Origin of the sequence: Legionella sp. 16cNR16C, from assembly GCF_021297775.1 — a bacterium.
Classification (GTDB): Bacteria; Pseudomonadota; Gammaproteobacteria; order Legionellales; family Legionellaceae; genus Legionella_C; species Legionella_C quinlivanii_A.
Window position 1 is genome coordinate 551348 of sequence record NZ_JAJTMX010000003.1, and the last position, 22264, is coordinate 573611.

Sequence of the window (22264 nt, forward strand, 5' to 3'; positions counted from 1 at the left end):
TACTCCTCTTAATCCATTGGTTAATAATTACAATAATCCGGTAAACATCGATAAATACGATAAGTGAAGTCAGCGAACCGTTGGCCATTGACCCTGGTTGCATATAAAGGAAACACTCCCACTAATTGATAATGGTTTAAAAATCCTTTCGCCATCAGTATTTCCATCAGATCATTAGCCCTGCCCAATTCATTGACTGAATAAATGATCCAGTCAGGTCGAGCGTTTCGCATGAGTTTCACAGCATATAATTCAAGAGATTTATATTGAGTCATGTCACGATTATTAAGACACTCGCTGTCGATGAACTCTAAATCAGGTCGGCCAAAATAGGGGATCACTCCGCAATCGGACACCAGAATACGGGCATTCTTTTTTGCTTGTTGATTAATCAATTGACTGACTTTAAGACGAAGCGCGCTTCGTTGCTGATAATGACCTAATTCATTTTGAATTTGCTCTGACTTAATCGACGGTATACTGGAAAAAGCCAGCAACAGAATAGCAATAAGACATATAAGCTGTTTATAACGCTCATTGATTGAAAAATAGTGCAGAGATTCATTAATTCCAAGAGGGGGCAGTATGCAGACCAGCGCAAATGCGGGCAAAAAAAGACGATTATAATGAGCAATTACCGGGTTAGCATCCCAAAGCAGTAAGGCATAGGCCAGTGATGGCAACCATAAGAGAAGATGCCGGCAGTCGTATCTTGCCATTAAATAGGGAAGCCCGATAATTAGCGAGGGAAAGCTGATTGCAAGATAATCCTGAATTAGAAAAAAACGATAGTAGGAGGCTATTGAGGGATAAAAACTGCTCATCCATTTGCAAAGATAGCTATTGGGTAGTAGCTGGCCAAAATAACTGAGTCTCCACGCAAAATAAATGGAATAGGGTAATAGAAATCCCAATATAAAGCAGACGGCGGCTGGCTTCAGAATAGATTTCCAGAAGTTTTCCCGAGCGCTGCCGGCATGAAACCAGTGGCAAATAATGTAAAGACCGGCAAATACCAGCCATAGAATCCCTTCAAAGCGGGTGAGTGATAAAAGCGTCAGACTAATACAAAGCCAGAAGCAGCTCCCGCGATTATTTTGTTTAGTATCAGAGAATATTTGTAGTAATAAAAAAGTAAAGAGCAGGACCAGCATAATGAACAAACTGGTCTCAAGACCACTCACTGTCCACCAGTAGAGCCCTTTGTAGCAGGAGAACAGGTAAACGCTGAGCAAAGCATAAAAAGGGCTGCCGAATAGCCGCGCACAGCGATAAAGTAAAAAGAAGGCTAGTAAAAGACAGCTGGTAGCCACTACTTTGAGGGAAGGGATTAAAGGCAAGCCTAGTTTGATAACCAGATAAGCCAACAGAATCCATGTAAAATTGGAGTAGCCTTCAACTGGCAGCTTATTGGCTGTCCACAAAAGTCCATTGCCCTGAGCCAATTGATCGGCGTAACGCCAGCTGATAAACGCATCATCCGTTACAAAATTCCAGCAATTGATCAATGAATAGCTGATATTGAATCCAATAAGCAGCAAAATAATCGCGACTAGGCTGTTTTTTGAAAAAAATGCTTTATTCACGTTTAACCAGTCTGCCCTGAAGCGGGTCTGGCCCCAATCGATTGCTCCTCCTTCTCGGAAAATGCACTTAAATGACTAATAAAGAAAGACAGAAAATTTCCAATACCATTCTGTTGATAAAATCGTTTAATGGGTGGCCTTGGTTCGTTGACTCCATCCGTCAGGCGAAGTACATAGGCGAGGCAGTCCGTCTCTCCAGGCTTCATCCGATTTACCATGTAATGCAGTGTGCAGGCATGCGTTTCCTGCATCTGTCGGTGCAAAGCCATCATTTCAGCGATTTTTCTACCGGTTGTCTGGCGCGAAATGGGTTGAGTCAGGTCTCTGGTGAGATCGGATGGTGAAATTGCAAACTCAAGGGCAAAAGGAGGTTTATCAGCAATTTCCACTGCAATTAAGGCATGCTGTCCCACAGTACCTCTTAAATGCTCACTGACAAATTCTGCCGGATGGCTTCCCGCTGTATAACTGGCGGGTGAATTCAAAAAATGATTCAGCTTTTCCTTATCATTATTAAAATAATTAACCAGCAGATCATCCAACACCTCGTTGAGATAGTCATGAATTGTTTTACGGGATGAGGTTAATTGATTCAGATTAAGGGTCAGGCCGTTTAATACCAATTTCAATTTCCTGAATAACGGCTCTTCCAGCAAATATTCCGGTGTTCGATTTCCAATTGCCCCCCCTAGACACAAGCCCACAAAAGTACCCAGTGCAAAATATTTTAAGGGATTTTGCTGGTTAATTATTCCTTGCACAACTCCGGTGATCCCTCCCAGGATTGCGAAAAACAAGCCAAGCGTAATCGCTAACAAAGCCGAGCCAATCGTTAGCAAATGAGGATACAAGACAAAGCTGCTGTTGTATTTATCAATGAGCCTAACCAACCGACCGTATTTAGTATTCACCAGCTCGATCTGCTCCTGAAGCTCATCTGCACGCTGTCTGGGATTTAAAAAATCCTGACATTGAACTGTCAAATCAATGGAAAGGGCCAGGATGTCTCTTGTTTGGGGGGTATTAATGGGTTCAATTGCGGCAAGCAACAAAAATAAATGATATTTCAATTCGGTGGTGGGTAATGCAAAAATATGTTTTCTAAATTCTTCCAGCTTGTGTGTGTATTCTGATGGGAGCATGGCATTTATCACCTGAACGCTTTGACAATTATATTGTGAAGAAAATCACAAAAGTTCAAGCAATAAATGCAAAATTACAAGCGAGTGAATTAAAACCACAACAGGCTGCTATGGCAAAAAGAAATCAGAGCATATAAGGCCAGAGGAAAAATTTTTAGAAATCTGCTATTCATTTTCATGAGCGGTTCCATTTTACTTGATCAAGGATAAATTACATATTCAAAATTCATGCCGAGTTTCATTGACCTGGACATCGGCAACTTACCATTCAAAATTGCCAATTAATGCTCTAATAGTTGACTTATTGTAAATTAAATTGATTGTATAGCAGTTCCATACTATAATTCATCGTTTTTCATAAAATACAATGAATTAAGGCTTTAAATGAAAGTATTACTGACCTTATGTGTTTTGTTTTTCTCCACAGTTATCCAATCGGCCGCTTTAAAAAATATCGTGGTATTTGGTGATAGCCTTTCGGATAACGGCAATCTTTATGAGTACATGCACCATCAATTGCCGCAATCCCCTCCTTATTATGAAGGACGGTTTACAAACGGCCCTATCTGGGTGGAGCGTCTGCTGGCTCTTTATTACAAACAAAATCCGGAAAGTCATTTAAAGGATTATGCGTTTGGCGGGGCTGGGGTGTCTGAAGAGGATGATGGCGGGGTGCTGTTTACCTTGCGCAGCGAGATCGACAGCTATTTTCTCAGCCATAATAATCGGGCGGAAAAAGACAATCTGTATGTCGTCTGGATTGGTGCTAATAATTATCTTGGCGTTCCCGATGGGGTTAATGAAACGGTTGAGCGGGTCAACAAGGGTATTGCTCACAGCCTGTCGGAATTGGCCAGTAAGGGGGCTCGCCATATTCTGGTATTTAATTTACCCGATTTGGGGAAAGCACCTGCTGCCAAAGAGTTTGATGCGGAAGAGATTCTATCTGAATTTTGCCAGGCGCATAATGCTGCATTGGCTGAAACGATGAAGCAACTGCGCGAGGAATATCCCAAAGTGCAATGGATATTCTATGATGTAAACGAACTACTGAACCAAATTTTTGCTAATCCTGCTCATTACGGTTTCAACAATATTGAGCAAACCTGTTACGATGTGATGATTGATAAGCCGAGCCAGAAATCAGTTCTACAAATCGCCTCACGCATTCGACCCACGAGTGAATTCGATACCTGTGATGGCTTTTTGTTTTTCGATCCGGTACATCCGACAGGCCCTGCCCATCAAATTATGGCCGAGACTGCCTATCGGCTGCTTAAAGAAGCTAATATTTCATTCAAATAATTAGTGAAGTCCTTAGCCTAATGGCCCTTCCGACAGCGGAAGGGCGATTGCTACTCAACTTCGGCAAAATTCTTGCATCAAATCCCTTATGGCTCTCTAAAAAAAAACCTTATGCACTCTCGATTGATCCTGATTATCTTGCTGTTTCTCTTTCAGCCACAGGCTGTTTTAGCAGACGATCACATTAAAATTAATGTCAATCAGGAAGAAATAGAACTGCCTTTCTGGGAGGCCAGGCAAAAAGAGACAAAGGGCGGCATCATTTTGTTACAAGGTGGAAAACCAGCAGGAGGGGCGGAGTTTTCCAGAAAATTGGCTGACTCCTTAGCGAAGGCCGGGTGGTCGGTAACGCTTTTAAATAGCGATCTCAGGGTAAAAACACCGTGGATAGAGCAATTACCGGAAGCAATGTCTACATTGAGGCAAAGAAACAGTAATCGTTTGATCATGATTCACTATGGTGATGAACTTGATCTCAGCCTGAATTATTTTAGCAAGCCACAGTCCAAGCAAGTGAATGGCCTGGTGTTACTTTCGGCGTTTCAGAGCAAACCTGATGAGAAGACAACTAGAGAAACTCTTGGCAAAGGCCTGCGTTTTCCGGTGTATGAGATCTATGCTCAATTTGATTATGAAGCAGTTAAACACAGTGCTCAGCAATTGAAACTGCAGCTTAAAAAGGCAGGATCGAGAAGTTTTCAGGTTCCTGGAAGCAGCCATGATTATTACTATTCCACCGATCTGCTGAAAAATTACCTGAATGGATGGATGAGCCGCCTGAATCCCACAGAAAGAGCAAAACTGCCCTTGTAAATTAATTATTTTAAACACTACCATCCCTTACTTGCACAAATTTGCTCATAAGCTTTGGTGATTCGCTGTGTTTTCTCATTCGCAATTTTAATCATTGCTTCTGGTAAGCCCTGGGCTATTAATTTATCAGGATGATTGCGGCTAATTAATTTGCGATAAGCTTTTTTCACTTCCTGCTTACTGGCATTGGGGCTGATTTCCAGAACCGCGAAGGCATGCATTAAATTATTGGGATTCTGATAATTGAATTCCTCTCTGCGTTGATGTGAATTTGAGGAGTGCGAAGAAGATGAGCGCTGGTTGCTGCGCTGGGAATAATCCGCGGTTGAGTAAGCGCCGCCAAAAATAAAGTCTTCATAAAAGCGATACTGTTGTTTCAAGGGAGCAAATCCCATTCGCCGAAAAATGTTGTCCAGCGCTTGAACTTTAGACTCAGTCAGGCCTCCCGCTTTTGCGACCCGGTATTGGATATCCATAAACAATTTCAGAAGTTCGGGATTGACCCGGCAGGTATCCTGAAGCGTGTTTAAGGTGCTCTCGAGATCGAAACGCGGGTCTTTTCCCTCATTGAACAAGCGCTTGGCCAATTCCTGCTGCTCGTTATTTAAACGCATTTCATTCATTAACTGACGAGCAACCTGAATCTCTTCTTCGGATACCCTGCCGTCCGCCTTCGCAATGTGTCCCATGACAGAAAAGGTGGTCTGGAAAAACACCTCTTGAATTACTTTTCTTTTCTCACTGTAATAACTCCAGTGAGGACGTGAAAAATGCTCTGCAAGTCCGCGGTCAAAGAAATTACCGATTAAAATACCAAATAAGGCGCCTGCGGAGCCACCCATCAGGTATCCTAAAAAACCACCGATGATTTTTCCCCACCAGGTATGTGTCGTAAAGTACTGACGAAAATTCATGTGAGCCTGCATTGATTGTTTGAATAAATCAAATCGATATCCATTTTGTTAGATGATCCCTTTATTATTTCATAAATTAGAAGAATAAACCGCATCAAAGAGACGGTTTACGCTTTGTTAACTCTTATTATAATGGCTAATTAAGTAACTTACATCTAAAACGTCTCGATCTTGATGCCTGCTGATAGCCCATAGACGACGAGAATCAACCAAATCAATAAACAATTTCTGAATGCCTGGCAATCGGTATATAATTCTGTTTTTTTGCAAGGAATTCCAATGCGTTATATTTATTCCTTTTTCATGTACCTGATGACACCCTGGCTGCTTTTTCGGCTTTGGTGGAAAGGCAGACAATTGCCAGCGTATCGGGATCGCATTGGCGAGCGTTTCTGGGCAGGCATGCCGCCTGTGCCAAATATTGATGTATGGGTTCATGCCGTCTCTTTGGGAGAGGTCATTGCAGTCACTCCGCTAATCAATGAGATGCTGGCTAAAAACTGGCGGTTGTTAATTACCACAATGACCCCAACCGGTGCAGAGCAAGTGAAGACGAAGTTTGGAGATCGCGTTCAGCATCGATATATCCCCTATGATTTGCCTGATGTACTGCAACGATTTTTTGTTTCGGTCAAGCCACGCGCTGGTGTTATAGTCGAAACTGAACTTTGGCCTAATCTGATTCATTATGCCAGTCAGGCTAAAATTCCCTTGATGCTTATTAATGCACGTTTGTCAGAGCGTTCTTGCAGAGGCTACCAAAAGATCAAATGGCTGATAAAACCGGTTATTAATCAATTTACCTGGATCCTTGCTCAAAGCGAGGACGATGGCAGGCGTTTTCAGCAATTGGGAGCTAAGGAAGGCCTGGTCCAGACTATTGGTAATATGAAGTTTGACTTACAGACCAAAGATATTGACCAGGGACTGTTTCTTCAATTGAAAGCGGCTTGGGGACCGGAAAGGCCAGTGCTTATTATTGCCAGTACGCATGACAATGAGGAAGAGCAAATACTGCAGCAATTAACCCGATTGCAGGCCTCTATAAAAAATATACTGGTATTGATCGCTCCTCGTCATCCAGAGCGTTTTCAAAAAGTTAACTTACTTTCAGAGCAGGCTGGATTTAAAACGGCATTGCGAAGCAAGCCTGAGACCATTTCTCCTGAAACTGAAGTGATTACTCTTGATTCTATGGGAGAGCTCCTGGGTTTTTATCAGATTAGTGATTACGCCTTTGTTGGTGGAAGTTTTGTACCCATCGGTGGACATAATGTGCTTGAGCCTATCGCTATGAAGGTTCCAGTGTTTAGCGGTCCTGAGGTGCATAACTTTAAAACGATTTGCCGGGACTTGATGGATGCAAACGCTATGATTATTGTACAATCTGCTGCAGAATTAATAGACAGAGTTATTGCGCTTCATGCTAACCAGGCAGAAAAAGAAAAGCTGGTATTGAATGCAACCCAGGTATTGAAAGCTAATAAAGGAGCGGTAGCACGCTATTTGGCGGTGTTGGAAACCTTTGTCGACTAGCAATCTCCTGCTTTCCGGGAAGAAGCCGCGGGAAGTAGGAAATACGAGAGTCTTCGTTAAACTGTGTCATGCCATGTCATCTCGAACGCAGTGAGAGATCTCCGAATGCTGGCACAAACCAGGATTTGGGAGATCTCTCACTGCGTTCGAGATGACGGCGTGCCTGCGTTCAGGAGCTGCGTTAACTGCCCTGGTTTTGTCTTTCTTTTATTTCAGAAAGCGTTTTGCAATCTATACATAAAGTGGCTGTTGGTCGGGCTTCCAGACGACGCAGTCCAATTTCAACGCCGCAGGCTTCGCAGTATCCGAAATCTTCATCACGAAGACGTTCAAGAGCGTCCTCAATTTTCTTGATCAGTTTCCGTTCCCTATCGCGTGTACGCAGTTCAAGGCTGAACTCTTCTTCCTGACTGGCCCTGTCATTGGGATCCGCAAAATTCGCTGCTTCTTCCTTCATATGAGAAACTGTTCGATCGACTTCTTCCATAAGAGAGCGCATCCAGGCCAGCAATATTTTTTCAATATGCGCCCGCTGCTGTTCATTCATGTACTCTTCCCCTTCAGTTTCCTGATAAGGGGCAATTCCCATACTGCCAACGGCGTCATTTTTCACGTTAAGTATACTCTCATTGTTTGAATCAATTAATTGTAACGGCATCGAGGCCTCCCCACTATTTACGTCCCTTACAGTAAAGCACCAAATTAAAGGCCGTTAGGTATATCAAAAATCGAGTCATTCATCAACCTTTAGCAGCCTTCCTCCACTGACTCTGTCCAGACCTTGTACGTCTTTCCAACACTGTAGCTTTTGATACCCATAATCTTTAAGCATAGACCCTACAACAGTTTTTTGATCATAACCATGCTCAATCAATAATAGCCCGTCTCGATTGAGCCTAGCAATACTCTGTTGCATGATATCCCGTATTGCCGTCAAGCCATCTTCACCGCTGGCGAGTGCGGATTGGGGTTCAAAGCGCAAATCGCCCTGTTGCAGATGAGGATCAGTCTGTGGAATATAGGGCGGATTGGAGACAATCGCATGAAACTGCATGTCATCAGGAATAGCAGAAAACCAGTCGGACTGGAAAAAATGAATGTTGGTAATATTTAAAGAAGCGGCATTTTCTTTGGCAACATCGAGTGCCTGCTCGCTGATATCACAGGCATAGACTTCCCATTGAGGACGCTCTTTCGCCAGGGCGAGCGCAATAGCGCCGCTGCCTGTTCCCAAATCGATTATTCGTATGTCTCTTTGTTCCGGGATTAAACGAAGGCAAAGTTCAACAATCAGTTCTGTTTCAGGTCTTGGAATTAGCGTGCTTTCAGTCACTTTCAGGGGAAGAGACCAAAACTCCCGCATTTTAATAAGATAAGCCACCGGACGGCCAAGCTGGCGCTCTTTCACCAGCGTCTGAAAACGCTGATATTGTTCTGTGTTAAGAGGCTGCTCTGGATGGGTATAAAGATAGGTTCTTGTTTTGGAAAGCGTATAAGCAAGTAAAATTTCCGCATCTATTCTTGCGGTATCATAGAGATCAGCAAGTACTTCGGTCGCATTGGATAAAGCGGTTTTGATATTAATCATGACGACTTAATTCAGCCAGGAGTTCAGCATGATGTTCCTTCTGCAAGGCATCAACCACTGGTGCTAAATCGCCCTCAATAATATCGCTCAATTGATAGAGCGTCAGATTGATGCGGTGATCGGTGAGCCGGCCTTGCGGAAAATTATAGGTTCGAATCCGTTCGGAACGATCGCCTGAGCCAACCTGCAGTTTTCTTGTTTGTGCCTGCTGTTGTCGTTGCTTGCTTTGTTCTGCATCCAGGAGTCTGGTTTTTAAGAGAGCCATCGCTTTCGCACGATTTTTATGTTGTGAGCGTTCGTCCTGGCATTCGACAACAAGGCCGGTGGGCAAATGGGTGATGCGAATGGCCGAATCGGTCTTGTTGACGTGCTGACCACCGGCGCCGGATGAACGGTAGGTGTCCACGCGTAATTCGTCTGCACTAATATCAATGTCATCAATTTCATCGACTTCAGGAAGAATAGCAACGGTACAGGCGGAGGTATGAACCCTCCCTTGCGATTCGGTTTCCGGGACGCGTTGTACGCGATGTGCTCCGGATTCAAATTTCAATTGCGAGTACACCGAGACACCGGAAATTCGGGCAATAATTTCCTTGTAACCACCATGCTCACCCTGGTTCGCACTGATGATTTCCAGTTGCCAGCCCTGATTTTCCGCATAGCGGCTATACATGCGAAACAGATCACCTGCAAAAATTGCCGCTTCGTCTCCTCCGGTTCCCGCGCGCACCTCGAGATACACATTGCGCTCATCATCAGGATCTCTGGGGATGAGATAAATCTGCAATTGTGCATCGAGTTCCTCAATTTGTTTTTTTTCAGCGCTGATTTCATCAGCTGCCATTTCTGCCAGATCCGCATCTTCCCCGGCTGCCATTTCCTCCAGAGCCTGCAGATTTTTCCGGGCATTCTGATAGGTTTCATAACAGGTCGCTACGGGTTCCAACTGAGCATATTCTTTGGATAAATTTTTAAATTGATTCTGATCGCTGATAACTGATGCATCAGACAACAGACGGCCTACTTCCTGGAAACGTTCGAGGAGTTGCTGTAATTTGGATTCAAGAGATTTCTTCATAACTGGATTGATTAACCGGATTGTGAAAAAGGTATTGGGCCAGGTCAAGAAGATCCTGGCGATTATCCCAGGCGGCCTGTCTTAAGCCGATAGTGGGTTGATGAATGAGTTTGTTCAGCATGCGGTTGCAAAAAGTTTCCAGAACCTCTTGCTGATTCTGCCCTGTAGACAGGTGATGAATGGCACGCTCCAGCTCCTGCTGCGCCAAGGACTCCATGTGATTACGATAACCGCAGATAATATCCTTGGCCCGTAATGAACGATGCCAGCGAATATAATTATCGAGTTCGCAGTCAATCAGTTGTTCAGCCTGCAAGGCTGCTGTACGCCGTTCATTCATTCCATGTTCAATCATTAACTGCAGATCGTCAATATTATATAGCTCTGTATTGGCCAGCTCGCTTACATCAGCCTCAATATCACGAGGAACCGCCAGATCAAGAAAAAACATAGGCGCCTGATTTCTTTGAGCAAGGGCGTGCTCCACCAGGCTTTTATTAATAAAAGGCAAAGGACAGGCAGTGGCTGAAATAACGATATCGGCCTGAGCCAGATACTGGGGAATGTCTCCGATGGTTAATGCTTCACCAGCAAAGGTAGCTGCCAGTTGGCGGGCATTTTCCTGAGTTCGGCTTGCCACCAGAAATTGTCTTACCCCTTCTTTATATAAATATTTTGCTACCAGAGAAGAGGTTTCACCAGAACCAATCAGGAAAACGCGTAAATCGCTGAAATTTTTAAATTGCTGGCCAATCAGTAATACGGCAGCGTAGGCAATGGATACAGGATTGCTGCCAATGCCGCTGCGGCTGCGAATCCTTTTACTTGCGCTAAAAACATACTCAAAGATGGATCGAAGATTGGATTTGATGGTGCCAGCCTGGCAGGCATGATGATAGGCCTGTTTCATCTGGCCAAGAATTTGCGGCTCTCCCAGCATCATCGAATCTAATCCACTGGCTACCCTTAGGGTATGCCGAACACCTTCCTCACCATGATGAAGGTAAAAATAGGGTTGAAGCTCTTCTGCGTGAAGATGATGTTCGCGGGCAATCCAGGGAACCAGTAAATCGGGCTCTTCTGTTTCACAGTAGATTTCTGTGCGATTGCAGGTTGAAAGTATGGCGGCTTCATTCACTGCAGGCAAATACATGAGACGATGCAATATCGAATCCTGAAAAGCAGGCGACACGGCAATCTTCTCACGAATGTCAAGCGGAGCAGTTTTATGATTGAGCCCACAGGCAACAAACACCATAGATTTATCATAGAGAAAGCAAAATAATCCCGAATTGTAAACTAAAAAAGGGGTAATTTACAGACTTGACTCGCAGAGAGACAAATGAGTAAAGGATTTACTCAAGTGATTTTCAAGTTGGCCGTTAAAAGAAGTAGGCTGGATTCACTGCCAGCCTGAGTTAAATAAACAGAAGTCCTGGCATAGATTTCCAAATTGGGCCTATGCTAAACAAGAGGGCTATAAAAAATCGTATCTTCTTACTGTCCTTTAAGGAGCATCAAATGGATATTATTTTCCAAGGGAAGCATAACAGTGAGGAAGCCGCTGAGAGTTTACTGAGTGTATTGAAATTATTTAAAGAGCGCTATCATATAGAGCAGTTCCGCGAGATGCATCTGACCGTGACTCTGGTTGATGATGCGGGCGAGGATGTAGAATTGGTTGACACAGACACCATGCAAACTTATCGTATATTTGAAGTATACCGCAGAGGCCATGAATTATCGACTGGCCGGCGCACTCATCCAATGTTGCAGTTGGTTGTTGATAATACAAAAAAGCAGGAGTAGGGAATGCTTATTGCTCTGCTGGCAATTATTCTGACTTTGTTGTTGGTTGTCGGTTTACATGAAGCGGGTCATGCGATAGCGGCAAGGATTTTTGGCATCAAAATAGAAACCATCTCTATTGGTTTTGGAAAGCCTATTGTCAAATGGCGCAAAAATGGAGTGGAATGGGTTTGGGCGATGTGGCCGCTCGGGGGCTATGTCAAACTGCTGAACTCTCGTATACATCCTGTAAAACCACAGGATTATCCTTACTGCTTCGATAAAAAGCCGGTATGGGTAAGAATCGTTGTACTTTTTTCTGGCGCATTGGTTAATCTGATATTAGCCTGGGCCGCATTATTTTTATATTTTTCGATGGATCATCAGCAGCAGATTCCAGTAGTTAAACAAGTCGTTACTGATAGTGTGGCGGCCGGTGCTGGAATAAAAAGCGGCGATCGCATTATAGTCATTGATCAGCATAAAACAGATTCCTGGCAGGATGTGGGTATGTATCTGATCAGCCATCTGGATAATCCTGCTGTACCGATTAAAGTGATTGGCAGCGATAACATCCATCAGAATTATCTTCTTAATCTTAAAGACCTTTCTATGCAGGGCAATTTACTGACAGCAATCGGCATTGTGCCTGCGGAGAGTAAGGAATATCTTGAGCGAGTTCCTGGCCAGGATTTCATAGAGGCGGCAAGCTTTGCAAGTTTAAAACTGAAGCAATTATTATGGTTTTTCCTGATAATTTTAAAACAATTATTAACCGGCAAGATCCCTTTCTCAGTTCTGTTGGGGCCTGTCGGGCTGTTGAGCGCATCGATTCTCTCTCTCAAGCAGGGACTCGCGGTGTTTTTATATTTTATCGCGACCTTAAGTCTGGCTGTTGGGCTGGTTAACTTATTCCCAATCCCGGGATTGGATGGCGGCTCTATTATTTTTGCATTGATAGAAAAAATAAGTGGAAGACCTGTCTCTGTCGCTCTGGAAATTCTACTCTACCGTTTGGCATTGATTGCTTTTTTCCTTTTCCTGGTACAGTTGCTTCTTAATGACCTCCAGCGCTATCTGCGCTAGCTAAACTTTAGCCAATTGTTCTGGCACAGCATAATACATCAATTTTTTTGACGCCTTGTCGTTTTAATAGTGTTGATAACTCGTTCACTGTACTCCCGGTGGTCAATAAATCATCCACAAGAAGAATATGGGAATAGGGCATCTCTCTGACAGAAAAACTGTTGAAGAGATTGCTGCGCCGTTGTTTACGATTAAGCTGCGCCTGGGGGGAAGTATTCTTTATTTTCTGGCATGAAACGAAATCATAAGGTACCTCTAAATGTCTGGCGACGCCTCTGGCAAGAAGGGCTGCCTGATTAAAACCTCTTTGCCGCAGCTTTTTCAAATACAGGGGAACAGGGAGAATGCAATCAGGTTTTTCAAGTGACAGGGGCAAGGCATCAAGAAGCAGCTTAAGCAATACAGGTAGCAGATAAAGCCCTTCCCGATATTTAAACTCATGAATTAAGCCACGCAGAGGTTCCTCGTAACGATAGGCGGTAAATACGCGATTAAACTGCGGCTTTTTTTTAATACAGGCACCACATAGATCGAATTGTTCACCTATTGGCATTCTGCAGATGCAGCAGGCGGTTTCAATTTTTTCGAACAAGCCCATACAAAATTGGCAAATAGCCTGACCCCCTGTATGGTACTGGGAACAGAGCTTGCAAACAGCAGGTAGTTTTAATCTGTTGAAAATATTTTTCCAGCAGAAAGAGCGTTTATCTAGGCTATCCATTTTGATAATCCTGTTGCCAGCTGACTGGCAGTGTTATACTTCGATTTTTTTACCAGGTTGGATTCATTCCATTTGTGCTGATGATGAACCCCAAAACAGAAGTTTGCAAGGCCTTTAATCGCCATGCCTCAGAATATGAACAGGCCGCCAAGGTACAAAATGAAATTGGCCAACGCCTTTTTGATCGCCTGTCCTTATTAAAAATCACTCCTCGTTATGTGCTTGATTTGGGTTGCGGCACGGGATTATTCACCACCCAATTGAAAAAGCGTTATCCGCAGGCACAGGTCATCGCGCTTGATCTGGCCTATGGTATGTTGCTGCAGGCTAAACAGAAGCAGAAATTATGGCGTAAATGGCCTTTGGTCAATGCGGATATGATGCGTCTACCTTTTGCTGATCGCGTGTTTGATTTAGTGTTTGCCAATCAGGTAATTCACTGGTCACAGCCTTTGCAAGTGGTATTGAAAGAGCTGCATCGGGTAATGAATGTGCATGGCTGCGTAATGTTTTCGACCCTCGGACCAGATACCTTCAAGGAGCTACGTGATAGCTGGAGGTCGGCTGATGTCTATGAGCATACTAATGAATTTGCCGACATGCATGATATAGGGGATGAATTGGTACGTGAAAACTTCCTTGATCCGGTGATTGATATGGAGCTGCTCGCTGTTCATTATAAAAGCGTAGCGCAATTGATTCGCAGTCTGAAGAGCCAGGGAGTGCGTAACATCAATCCAAAACGAAACCATGGATTAACAGGTTGCCAGGCATGGAAAAAATTTGAAAAAAATTATCAGCAATTTTCTACAGAAGATAATAAATATCCTCTGACTTACGAAGTAGTGTACGGCCATGCCTGGAAAGGAGAAAAGCACCAGGATGATGAAGTGTTTATCCCTGTTTCGCAGATAGGAAAAGTGAAAAGATCGTAACACCCCGGATACGTCATCCTGAACGCAGTGAAGGATCTCCTGAATCTGGCTCAGCTCTACTCAGTTTGAGATCCTTCACTGCGTTCAGGATGACGTAAGTTACAAGAAATCCTTAAGGGCACAGAATTCTTTTGGTTTTTCTACGCTCTGAAACTTATTCCCCACATGACTCTCTATAAGCTATTCTTAATAGATAAGCTGTGGGAGATTGATGGTAATGAGTACCCTGTTTTTGGGGGAAATAAAGTCTCGAATGCTTAGGGAAGACAATATAAATCGAAATGGAGCGAGTCTTTATCGCAACGAATTCGGGCATATAATTGCCCCGCTTCTGTTGACCCAATGGCCGACGTTTAAAAGAAAACAGCCTGTCATATTTAGCGATAAACATCTATGCATGATGCAGCTGGCCGAGTTATGCTATCGAATGCTGGTTCGCTGTGAAATTCAGCCTTTGTATTCTTTACAATCGACCCCCATTCATGCGAATAACACCATATCCATATCACAATTGAATAGTATTGAGCAGCGATTATTTACCAGAGTTAACCAGCCGTCTCTTTATTTACCCAACGCGAAGGGAGAAAAACTGTCGAAATCCCAGGTTTTAAGGTGGACGCATTTATATACACTGGAGGCAGCTCACCTGACAGTCGAACAACAGACAAAAAATTATCCTGATTTAATCAGCGATGCAGATCTTTGGTCGCAATTTAAAGAGGAAGCAGGTTTTATGATGTATTGTATCGCTTGCGGCGATTGCAATCTGATGAACAAAGTTGATTATATGCTGAATGAATGCCTGCGTTTTCTGGATGTGAGCTGGCTGCAAATGGACATCATACAGCAAAACAACTTTATGTATTACTATCATCGAGAAATACTTGAAGCTTTTTATGATGATTTTATCGATTATTTTGACAGTCTGGATGAGCACTTTATCTCAATTCATGGACAAAGCCTGTCACAAATGACTATCGAACAACTGGATGAACTCTCGATAGAGGATTTCACGGACCGTGAACCCTTAATCAAAGTGCTTTATGGTCAGGATACAGCTGATTTTCGCCAAAGCTGGCGAGCCAATATTCAATATGATGAAGCGAGAGGGCTTTATCTCATCACTCGAATATCAGCTCCGGAAAGGGTCATGAAAAATCTTATGAATTAGGGTAGAAAATAATAAGGATTAGGTAATTTAAACCCTTTTTCAGCGAATCCACCTTTTAAATCACTATACTGATCACCGATTGTGGCGACTATCGTATAACCTTTCGCCTCAATCGCCCTTCGCGTGCCTGATTTAAATGGAATAACAGAAGATTCTTTATAATCATTGGGCTTTAAGAACAGAGCCCCCCAGTGATTGTAGCCCGCCCGGTGTAGATTGAGCTCGGTGGGCTGGCGCTCACTAGTTCGACGTCCAGTTACAAAAAAGACAGTGATATTATTTTTTTGAGCAAGATTATAAAGATGCAACATGCCCGGAAAGGCAGTCGCCCTGGCTTTAAATACAGATTTTCGAAATGCTGCGGTGCTGACAGCAAAACCATGTTTCTCCAGGTTGGCATAATTACTCAGGCTGGTTTCATCAATATCAAGAACCAGAGCCAGTTTCTTCCTGTTCTGCATTTGTCTGTTTTGAGCTGCCCGTTTTTCGATATAACACTCTGCCTGGCGAATCACCTCATTGAATTCTTTTTCATACTGGCCGTCGTTGTGATACTGAACGAGTTCGTCTTTAAGAAGACCCAGATTCTGAGGTTCTGCGAACAGATTGGAAAGGTTGAAGATCAAAAGTAAAGATAGAAGAATGCGTCGAGCTGATAAAGTCATGATTAAATTCCAAAATATACAGATGGAGGGCGCTTCTCGTTGCTTAGTATCGCGGCTTGGCCGCTATTATATCGAGAAAAAACTGACTGTCAAATGAACAGCGTGATAATTATCATTGCAATGCCGGATAACTAAGCGGCACTGCAATTGTTTGTCAAATCCATAAACCTTATTGAGACTGTCAGAAGTTTTCGCTAGAATACGCCACTGTTTTCTAAATAGAACTGAATTAGTACTATATAAGCAAGTTCATGTTATACTTAATGATGAGGAATAAATCAGACTGATTTAGTACTAGATTATTTGATGTGGGGGTGCTATGCTGCGCATCAGCAAATTGGCCGATTATGGAACAGTAGTCATGGTTCATCTGGCAAAATCGCCGGGTCAGCTTTGTAATGCCAGGGATATAGCCCAAAATACTCATTTGAGTATACCGACGGTCAGTAAATTGCTAAAACGTCTGACGGCCGCGGGATTATTAATTTCTGTCAGGGGGGTCAGCGGTGGTTATCGACTGCAGAGACCCGCGAGTGAAATTTCAGTGGCTCAGATTATTTACGCATTAGAAGAGCAGCGCGGCTTGATTGAATGCAGTTTGCAACCGAATGAATGCTCATTACAAGGCTTTTGTCATATTCAGGGTAATTGGCGCCTGATTAGCCAGGCAATCGAAGCAGCTCTGGACAGTGTCAGCCTGGAGGTTTTGGCCAAACCAACATTGCAAAGTATTGAAATTGACCGCATCAAGCAGTTAGCGAGTGGAGTAAGTCGTGGCTAAAAGCAATGAACAAATTACAGCCCTTCTGGAAAGGGAATATGAACATGGTTTCGTGACCGATATTGAGGTGGAAACGTTTGAGCCTGGATTAAACGAAGAGATTATTCGCCGGTTGTCAGCCATCAAAAACGAGCCTCAGTTTATGCTGGATTGGCGTTTAAAGGCTTTTGCTCACTGGAAAACCATGACCCATCCCGAGTGGTCAAGTGTTCGTTATCCGCCGGTGGATTATCAGGCGATATCCTATTATTCTGCACCCAAGTCAAAAAAAGATGCTCCTAAAAGCCTGGATGAGGTCGATCCGGAGTTACTGCGAACTTATGAAAAACTGGGGATCCCTTTACGTGAGCAGGAAATGCTCGCGGGAGTCGCGGTAGACGCGGTGTTCGATAGTGTTTCTGTCGCCACGACGTTTAAAGCCAAACTAGCCGAAGTAGGGGTTATTTTCTGCCCGCTTTCAGAAGCTGTTCATCTTTATCCTGATCTGGTTAAGCAATACCTGGGCTCGGTTGTTTCTTACCGAGATAATTTCTATGCAGCGCTTAATTCCGCTGTATTTAGCGACGGCTCCTTTGTCTATATTCCCAAAGGTGTTCGCTGCCCCATGGAATTATCCACTTATTTCCGAATCAATGCTGCATCAACGGGTCAGTTTGAGCGTACCTTGATTATTGCTGATGATCACAGCTACGTTTCCTATCTGGAAGGCTGCACGGCACCGATGCGCGATGAAAATCAACTGCATGCCGCTGTGGTGGAGCTGGTTGCTCTTGAAGGGGCCCAGATTAAGTACTCAACCGTACAAAACTGGTATCCCGGTGATAAAGAAGGAAAAGGGGGCATTTATAATTTTGTAACCAAGCGTGGAGCTTGCCGCGGTAAGCGCTCAAAAATTTCCTGGACGCAAATTGAAACCGGTTCGGCAATTACCTGGAAATATCCAAGTGTCATTCTTCAGGGAGATGATTCAGTAGGTGAGTTTTATTCCGTTGCCTTAACGAACAATTTTCAGCAGGCGGACACTGGAACCAAAATGATTCATCTGGGCAAAAATACCCGCTCAACTATTATTGCCAAAGGCATTAGCGCAGGCCATGCCCATAATGCCTATCGTGGATTAGTGCGTATTGCGCCCACGGCGACTAATGCCAGAAATTTCACGCAATGCGATTCCATGCTAATGGGCAGCCATTGTTCAGCTCATACCTTTCCCTATATTGAGGTTAAAAATCCCAGTGCTCAGATTGAGCATGAAGCAACCACCTCAAAAATTAGTGAAGAGCAATTATTTTATTGCCAGCAACGCGGCATTGATACGGAAGATGCCGTATCGATGATTGTTAATGGTTTCTGTAAACAGGTTTTAAAAGAACTACCTATGGAATTTGCGGTTGAAGCAACCAAATTATTAGGTATTAGTCTGGAAGGGGCAGTAGGTTAATATGTTAGAAATAAAAAATCTTAATGTGGCCATCAATTCTCAACCAATTTTAAAAGGGATTGATTTGCAGGTCAAAGCTGGGGAAGTGCATGCCATTATGGGTCCTAATGGCTCTGGAAAAAGCACTTTATCCAAAGTATTGGCCGGTCATCCTGCTTACACCGTCACCGATGGAGAAATCCAGTATGCGGGGCAGGATCTATTACCGCTTTCGCCGGAACAAAGAGCCCAATCCGGTATTTTTATGTCGTTTCAATACCCAGTGGAAATTCCAGGCGTTACCAATATTAATTTTCTGAAAGCGTCGGTCAACGCTGTCAGAAAGGGTCTGGGTAAGCCAACCTTTGATGCGATCGATTTTCTAAGCTTTATTCGTGAAAAATGCCAATTGCTGGATATGGATGAGAGTTTTCTTTATCGCAGTATTAACGAAGGTTTTTCAGGTGGTGAGAAAAAGCGCAATGAGATTTTACAAATGGCAGCTTTAGAGCCTAAGCTGGCCATTCTTGATGAAACTGATTCCGGTTTGGATATTGATGCCTTACGGATTATCTCCCAAGGAGTTAACGCCATGCGTTCACCGGATAGAGCGATAATTCTCGTTACACACTATCAAAGATTACTGGATTATATTGAGCCTGATTTTATCCATGTCCTGGCCAATGGACGAATTATTAAATCAGGTGATAAAAATCTGGCGCTGGAGCTGGAGAAAAAAGGCTATAGCTGGCTCGAGGAGACGGTATAGCCATGAGTGCAATAGTCGAGTTTTATCAATCACAAATCAAGAATAAACCGGCATCATTGCCCGCATTGGCAGAAGTTCAGCAGCATGCTTTGCAGGAGTTCCGACGCCTGGGATTTCCTACCAGACATCATGAGGAATGGAAATACACGCTGGTTGATCCGCTGCTGCAGTATGAATTTCATTCTGAACTGCCTGGGAATGCCGAACAGTCTGTGGTTCCCACACCTGAGTTTGGTATTCACTGTGGTCTGAATAATGGTTTATTTTATAATTCTGAAGCCATTTTGCAGTTGCGTGAAAAGGGCGTTATTGTGGAATCCCTTCTGACAATCATCCAGGAACAGCCTGAACGGGTGAATGCCTATTTAAAACAGACGCATTTTGAACATGGTTTTCAGGCTTTAAATACGGCCAGTTTAAACAGTGGTCTGTTTATCTATATTCCCGCAAACGTAAAACTCGAAGAACCGCTGGTTATTAATTACTGGCAGGATATAAGTGAGCTTGCTGTGCATTCGCGTACTCTTATTATTCTTGAGCAGAATGCCTCTGCGGTGGTCGTGGAATCTTATCAGGGTAAAAAGGATTGTGTTTATTTAAACAATCAGAGGACTGAAGTTTATTTATCAGAACAAGCTGATTTAACTCATTATAAAATCCAGCAGGAAAGCAGAAAGGCTTTTCACATTGGTCATTTGTCTGTGCAGCAGGCCTGTGCCAGTGAGTTTAAAAGCCATTCCTTAAGTCTGGGTGGACGATTAGTGCGCAGCGATATCAATATTGCAATGAAAGAACCACAGGCTGCCTGTTTAATGAACGGTATTTATATTCCCGGCGATAATCAGCATATTGATCATCACACCGTAGTGAATCATATTATGCCTGAATGCCGCAGCACTCAGGATTATAAAGGCATTTTGTCAGGCAAATCCCGGGCGGTATTTAACGGCAAGGTGATTGTTGCTCCGGGCGCTCAGCAAACGGAAGCCCAACAGCAGAATAAAAATTTATTACTCAGCGGACAGTCTGAAGTGAATACCAAGCCGCAGCTGGAAATTTTTGCGGACGATGTAATTTGTTCACACGGTGCCACAGTGGGGCAATTGGATGAGGACGCCTTATTTTATCTGGCAACGCGTGGCATTGGACGGCAGGAAGCCAGCCGTTATCTGATTCAGGCTTTTGCTGCCGAAAATTTGAAGCTGATAGCTTATCGCCCTGCCGCTGAGTGGATAGGCAATTTGATTAATCAGCAATTGGAGGAAACTCATGCCTGATGCAAATACTCTGATTGACACGTTCAATGTGGCCCAAATCCGGAATGATTTCCCTATTTTACATCAAAATGTGAATGAGCATCCGCTGGTTTATTTTGACAATGCTGCGACAACGCAAAAACCAAAGTCTGTGATTCAGTCACTTACTGATTATTATACAAACGATAATGCGAATGTTCATCGAGGGGTTCATGCCCTCAGTGCCCGCGCCACACAGCAATACGAAGTAGCTCGCGGCAAGGTTCAGCGCTTTATCCATGCTAAAAGCTTGAGAGAATGTATATTCGTACGCGGTACAACCGAGGCAATTAATCTGGTAGCTCAAAGTTTTGTCGCACCGAGGATAATGCCAGGAGAGGAAATTCTTATCACCCATATGGAGCATCACTCCAATATTGTACCCTGGCAAATGGTTTGCAAAAAAACAGGCGCAAAATTAACAGTTGCTCCTATTTCCTATGATGGTGAAGTGCTATTGGATGAATATGAGCGGCTATTAACTGATAACACCAAATTCGTCTCAATAAGCTATGCTTCCAATGCCTTGGGTACTATCAACCCGGTTAAGAAGATGATTGAAATGGCCCATGCCAAAGGAGCTTTGGTCTTATTGGATGGCGCCCAGGCCTCTGCTCATCTGCCTATCAATGTCCAGGATTTGAATTGCGATTTCTATGCGTTCTCAGGCCACAAGATGTATGGGCCGACTGGCATCGGTGTGCTATGGGGAAAAGAGCATTTACTGGATGATATGGGGCCCTATCAGGGCGGCGGAGAAATGATTAATTATGTAACATTTGAAGCCAGCGATTATGCTCAACTGCCGCATAAATTTGAAGCGGGAACCCCCAATATTTCAGGAGCAATTGGTTTAGGTGCGACAATCGATTATCTGTGGTCACTCGATATGGATGCGGTACTTGCCTATGAAAGCTACTTGCTAGCTTATGCGACTGAGGAGATTAAAGCACTTAAAGGCTTTAATATCGTAGGTACAGCGAAACATAAAGTGCCTATTATTTCTTTTGTTCATGGGAAAATACATTCTCATGATATCGGCACTATTCTGGATAGTGAGGGAATTGCCATTCGCAGCGGTCACCATTGTGCAATGCCTTTAATGGACTTTTTTGATATTGCAGCGACTACCCGCATTTCCCTTTCCTTTTATAATACGATTGAGGAAATTGATCGCTGCATTCATGCTTTGAAAAAAGTCAAAGAGGTATTTGCATGAATACGGAACTAAGAGAGTTATATCAGGAAATCATAATCGATCATAACCGTAATCCTCGCAATCATTATGCGATGGAAGAGGCGACTGCGCAGGCCAATGGATTTAATCCTCTATGCGGAGACAAGTTAACACTTTATGTCAAAATCGAAAATGAAGTGGTGGAAGCGCTTAGCTTTGTCGGTTGCGGCTGTGCAATTTCTCAAGCCTCTGCTTCATTAATGACAGAAGCTTTACGAGGCAAATCCATTGAGGAAGCCCATCATTTATTTCAGCGTTTTCATCATATGGTCACCAGTGATGAATCCAATGAATGGGCGGCTTTAGATAAATTGACAGTTTTAGCGGGTGTGCGCGCTTTTCCCGCCCGTGTTAAATGCGCCACCCTGGCCTGGCATACTCTCGAAGCAGCCTTAAAGCAAAGCAGATCGACGGTGAGTACGGAGTAAAAA

The 22264-nt window shown here is 43.6% G+C and carries 23 protein-coding genes; 14 read left to right on the forward strand and 9 right to left on the reverse strand.

Annotation, left to right across the window (positions count from 1 at the left end):
• Window positions 1-20 precede the first annotated feature (20 nt).
• Together LXA66_RS12530 and LXA66_RS12535 are read right to left on the reverse strand one after the other, a co-directional pair.
• Entirely contained in the window at window positions 21-1586 is a 1566-nt protein-coding gene (locus tag LXA66_RS12530) for a protein LphB (RefSeq protein ID WP_233013416.1), read from the reverse strand.
• A 2-nt stretch (window positions 1587-1588) separates the two neighbouring features.
• The gene (locus tag LXA66_RS12535; RefSeq protein ID WP_233013417.1) at window positions 1589-2728 is read right to left on the reverse strand and encodes a hypothetical protein; all 1140 of its coding nucleotides are present in this window, start codon (window positions 2726-2728) and stop codon (window positions 1589-1591) included.
• On the opposite strand from LXA66_RS12535, the gene LXA66_RS12540 reads away from it, so the two are divergent.
• The 3 genes from LXA66_RS12540 to LXA66_RS12550 all read left to right on the forward strand — a co-directional run bounded on the left by LXA66_RS12540 (window position 2719) and on the right by LXA66_RS12550 (window position 4846).
• Window positions 2719-2865: a hypothetical protein gene (locus LXA66_RS12540; RefSeq protein ID WP_233013418.1), complete on the forward strand. Its 147-nt coding sequence runs from the start codon at window positions 2719-2721 to the stop codon at window positions 2863-2865. The genes LXA66_RS12535 and LXA66_RS12540 overlap by 10 nt on opposite strands.
• Before the next feature lie 247 nt (window positions 2866-3112).
• Window positions 3113-4033: a GDSL family lysophospholipase PlaA gene (plaA, locus tag LXA66_RS12545; protein WP_233013419.1), complete on the forward strand. Its 921-nt coding sequence runs from the start codon at window positions 3113-3115 to the stop codon at window positions 4031-4033.
• Between the two features lie 111 nt (window positions 4034-4144).
• Window positions 4145-4846, forward strand: a complete 702-nt coding sequence (locus LXA66_RS12550) for an alpha/beta hydrolase family protein (RefSeq protein ID WP_233013420.1) — start codon at window positions 4145-4147, stop codon at window positions 4844-4846.
• 17 nt (window positions 4847-4863) lie between these two features.
• Here LXA66_RS12550 and djlA read toward each other — a convergent pair whose 3' ends face one another.
• Entirely contained in the window at window positions 4864-5760 is an 897-nt protein-coding gene (gene djlA / locus LXA66_RS12555) for a co-chaperone DjlA (RefSeq protein WP_133140771.1), read from the reverse strand.
• A 279-nt stretch (window positions 5761-6039) separates the two neighbouring features.
• Here djlA and waaA point away from each other — a divergent pair, with 279 nt between their 5' ends.
• Window positions 6040-7296 (forward strand): lipid IV(A) 3-deoxy-D-manno-octulosonic acid transferase, encoded by a 1257-nt coding sequence (gene waaA / locus LXA66_RS12560; RefSeq protein WP_233013421.1) that lies wholly within the window; start codon window positions 6040-6042, stop codon window positions 7294-7296.
• A gap of 181 nt (window positions 7297-7477) precedes the next feature.
• Here the strand turns inward: waaA and dksA are convergent, their stop codons facing one another.
• The 4 genes from dksA to hemA form a co-directional block, all read right to left on the reverse strand.
• A complete protein-coding gene (gene dksA / locus LXA66_RS12565; RefSeq protein WP_058507745.1) occupies window positions 7478-7954 on the reverse strand; it encodes an RNA polymerase-binding protein DksA in 477 nt (158 codons plus the stop codon).
• Between the two features lie 75 nt (window positions 7955-8029).
• Complete coding sequence (prmC, locus tag LXA66_RS12570; RefSeq protein WP_233013422.1) at window positions 8030-8884, reverse strand: peptide chain release factor N(5)-glutamine methyltransferase; 855 nt, start codon at window positions 8882-8884, stop codon at window positions 8030-8032.
• Complete coding sequence (gene prfA, locus LXA66_RS12575; RefSeq protein ID WP_058507743.1) at window positions 8877-9965, reverse strand: peptide chain release factor 1; 1089 nt, start codon at window positions 9963-9965, stop codon at window positions 8877-8879. The genes prmC and prfA overlap by 8 nt, the downstream gene beginning before the upstream one ends.
• A complete protein-coding gene (gene hemA / locus LXA66_RS12580; protein WP_233013423.1) occupies window positions 9949-11223 on the reverse strand; it encodes a glutamyl-tRNA reductase in 1275 nt (424 codons plus the stop codon). The genes prfA and hemA overlap by 17 nt, the downstream gene beginning before the upstream one ends.
• Window positions 11224-11486: 263 nt before the next feature.
• Between hemA and LXA66_RS12585 the strand changes: the two genes are divergently transcribed.
• Both LXA66_RS12585 and LXA66_RS12590 read left to right on the forward strand, forming a co-directional pair.
• A complete protein-coding gene (locus LXA66_RS12585) occupies window positions 11487-11774 on the forward strand; it encodes a hypothetical protein (RefSeq protein WP_112220661.1) in 288 nt (95 codons plus the stop codon).
• 3 nt (window positions 11775-11777) lie between these two features.
• The gene (locus tag LXA66_RS12590; RefSeq protein ID WP_233013424.1) at window positions 11778-12839 is read left to right on the forward strand and encodes an RIP metalloprotease; all 1062 of its coding nucleotides are present in this window, start codon (window positions 11778-11780) and stop codon (window positions 12837-12839) included.
• A gap of 7 nt (window positions 12840-12846) precedes the next feature.
• Here LXA66_RS12590 and LXA66_RS12595 read toward each other — a convergent pair whose 3' ends face one another.
• On the reverse strand, window positions 12847-13392 hold the full coding sequence (locus LXA66_RS12595) for a ComF family protein (RefSeq protein ID WP_370637267.1): 546 nt from the start codon (window positions 13390-13392) through the stop codon (window positions 12847-12849).
• Window positions 13393-13643: 251 nt separating this feature from the next.
• Here LXA66_RS12595 and bioC point away from each other — a divergent pair, with 251 nt between their 5' ends.
• Window positions 13644-14495, forward strand: a complete 852-nt coding sequence (bioC, locus tag LXA66_RS12600; RefSeq protein WP_233013949.1) for a malonyl-ACP O-methyltransferase BioC — start codon at window positions 13644-13646, stop codon at window positions 14493-14495.
• 217 nt (window positions 14496-14712) lie between these two features.
• Complete coding sequence (locus LXA66_RS12605) at window positions 14713-15666, forward strand: hypothetical protein (RefSeq protein WP_233013425.1); 954 nt, start codon at window positions 14713-14715, stop codon at window positions 15664-15666.
• Here the strand turns inward: LXA66_RS12605 and LXA66_RS12610 are convergent.
• Window positions 15663-16331 carry an HAD family acid phosphatase gene (locus LXA66_RS12610; RefSeq protein WP_233013426.1) on the reverse strand — a complete coding sequence of 223 codons (669 nt, stop codon included), beginning with the start codon at window positions 16329-16331 and terminating at the stop codon, window positions 15663-15665. The genes LXA66_RS12605 and LXA66_RS12610 overlap by 4 nt on opposite strands.
• 319 nt (window positions 16332-16650) lie before the next feature.
• Here LXA66_RS12610 and LXA66_RS12615 point away from each other — a divergent pair, with 319 nt between their 5' ends.
• From LXA66_RS12615 to sufU, 6 genes are read left to right on the forward strand one after another with little or no spacing between them, the layout of a single operon-like run.
• Window positions 16651-17112 carry an SUF system Fe-S cluster assembly regulator gene (locus LXA66_RS12615; protein ID WP_112220656.1) on the forward strand — a complete coding sequence of 154 codons (462 nt, stop codon included), beginning with the start codon at window positions 16651-16653 and terminating at the stop codon, window positions 17110-17112.
• Window positions 17105-18553, forward strand: a complete 1449-nt coding sequence (gene sufB, locus LXA66_RS12620; protein ID WP_233013427.1) for a Fe-S cluster assembly protein SufB — start codon at window positions 17105-17107, stop codon at window positions 18551-18553. Before LXA66_RS12615 ends, sufB begins: the two co-directional genes overlap by 8 nt.
• 1 nt (window position 18554) lies before the next feature.
• Entirely contained in the window at window positions 18555-19301 is a 747-nt protein-coding gene (gene sufC / locus LXA66_RS12625; protein ID WP_112220654.1) for a Fe-S cluster assembly ATPase SufC, read from the forward strand.
• A gap of 2 nt (window positions 19302-19303) precedes the next feature.
• Window positions 19304-20578: a Fe-S cluster assembly protein SufD gene (gene sufD, locus LXA66_RS12630; protein ID WP_233013428.1), complete on the forward strand. Its 1275-nt coding sequence runs from the start codon at window positions 19304-19306 to the stop codon at window positions 20576-20578.
• Entirely contained in the window at window positions 20571-21815 is a 1245-nt protein-coding gene (locus LXA66_RS12635; protein WP_233013429.1) for a cysteine desulfurase, read from the forward strand. The genes sufD and LXA66_RS12635 overlap by 8 nt, the downstream gene beginning before the upstream one ends.
• Window positions 21812-22261: a Fe-S cluster assembly sulfur transfer protein SufU gene (gene sufU, locus LXA66_RS12640; protein ID WP_112220651.1), complete on the forward strand. Its 450-nt coding sequence runs from the start codon at window positions 21812-21814 to the stop codon at window positions 22259-22261. Before LXA66_RS12635 ends, sufU begins: the two co-directional genes overlap by 4 nt.
• Window positions 22262-22264 lie beyond the last annotated feature (3 nt).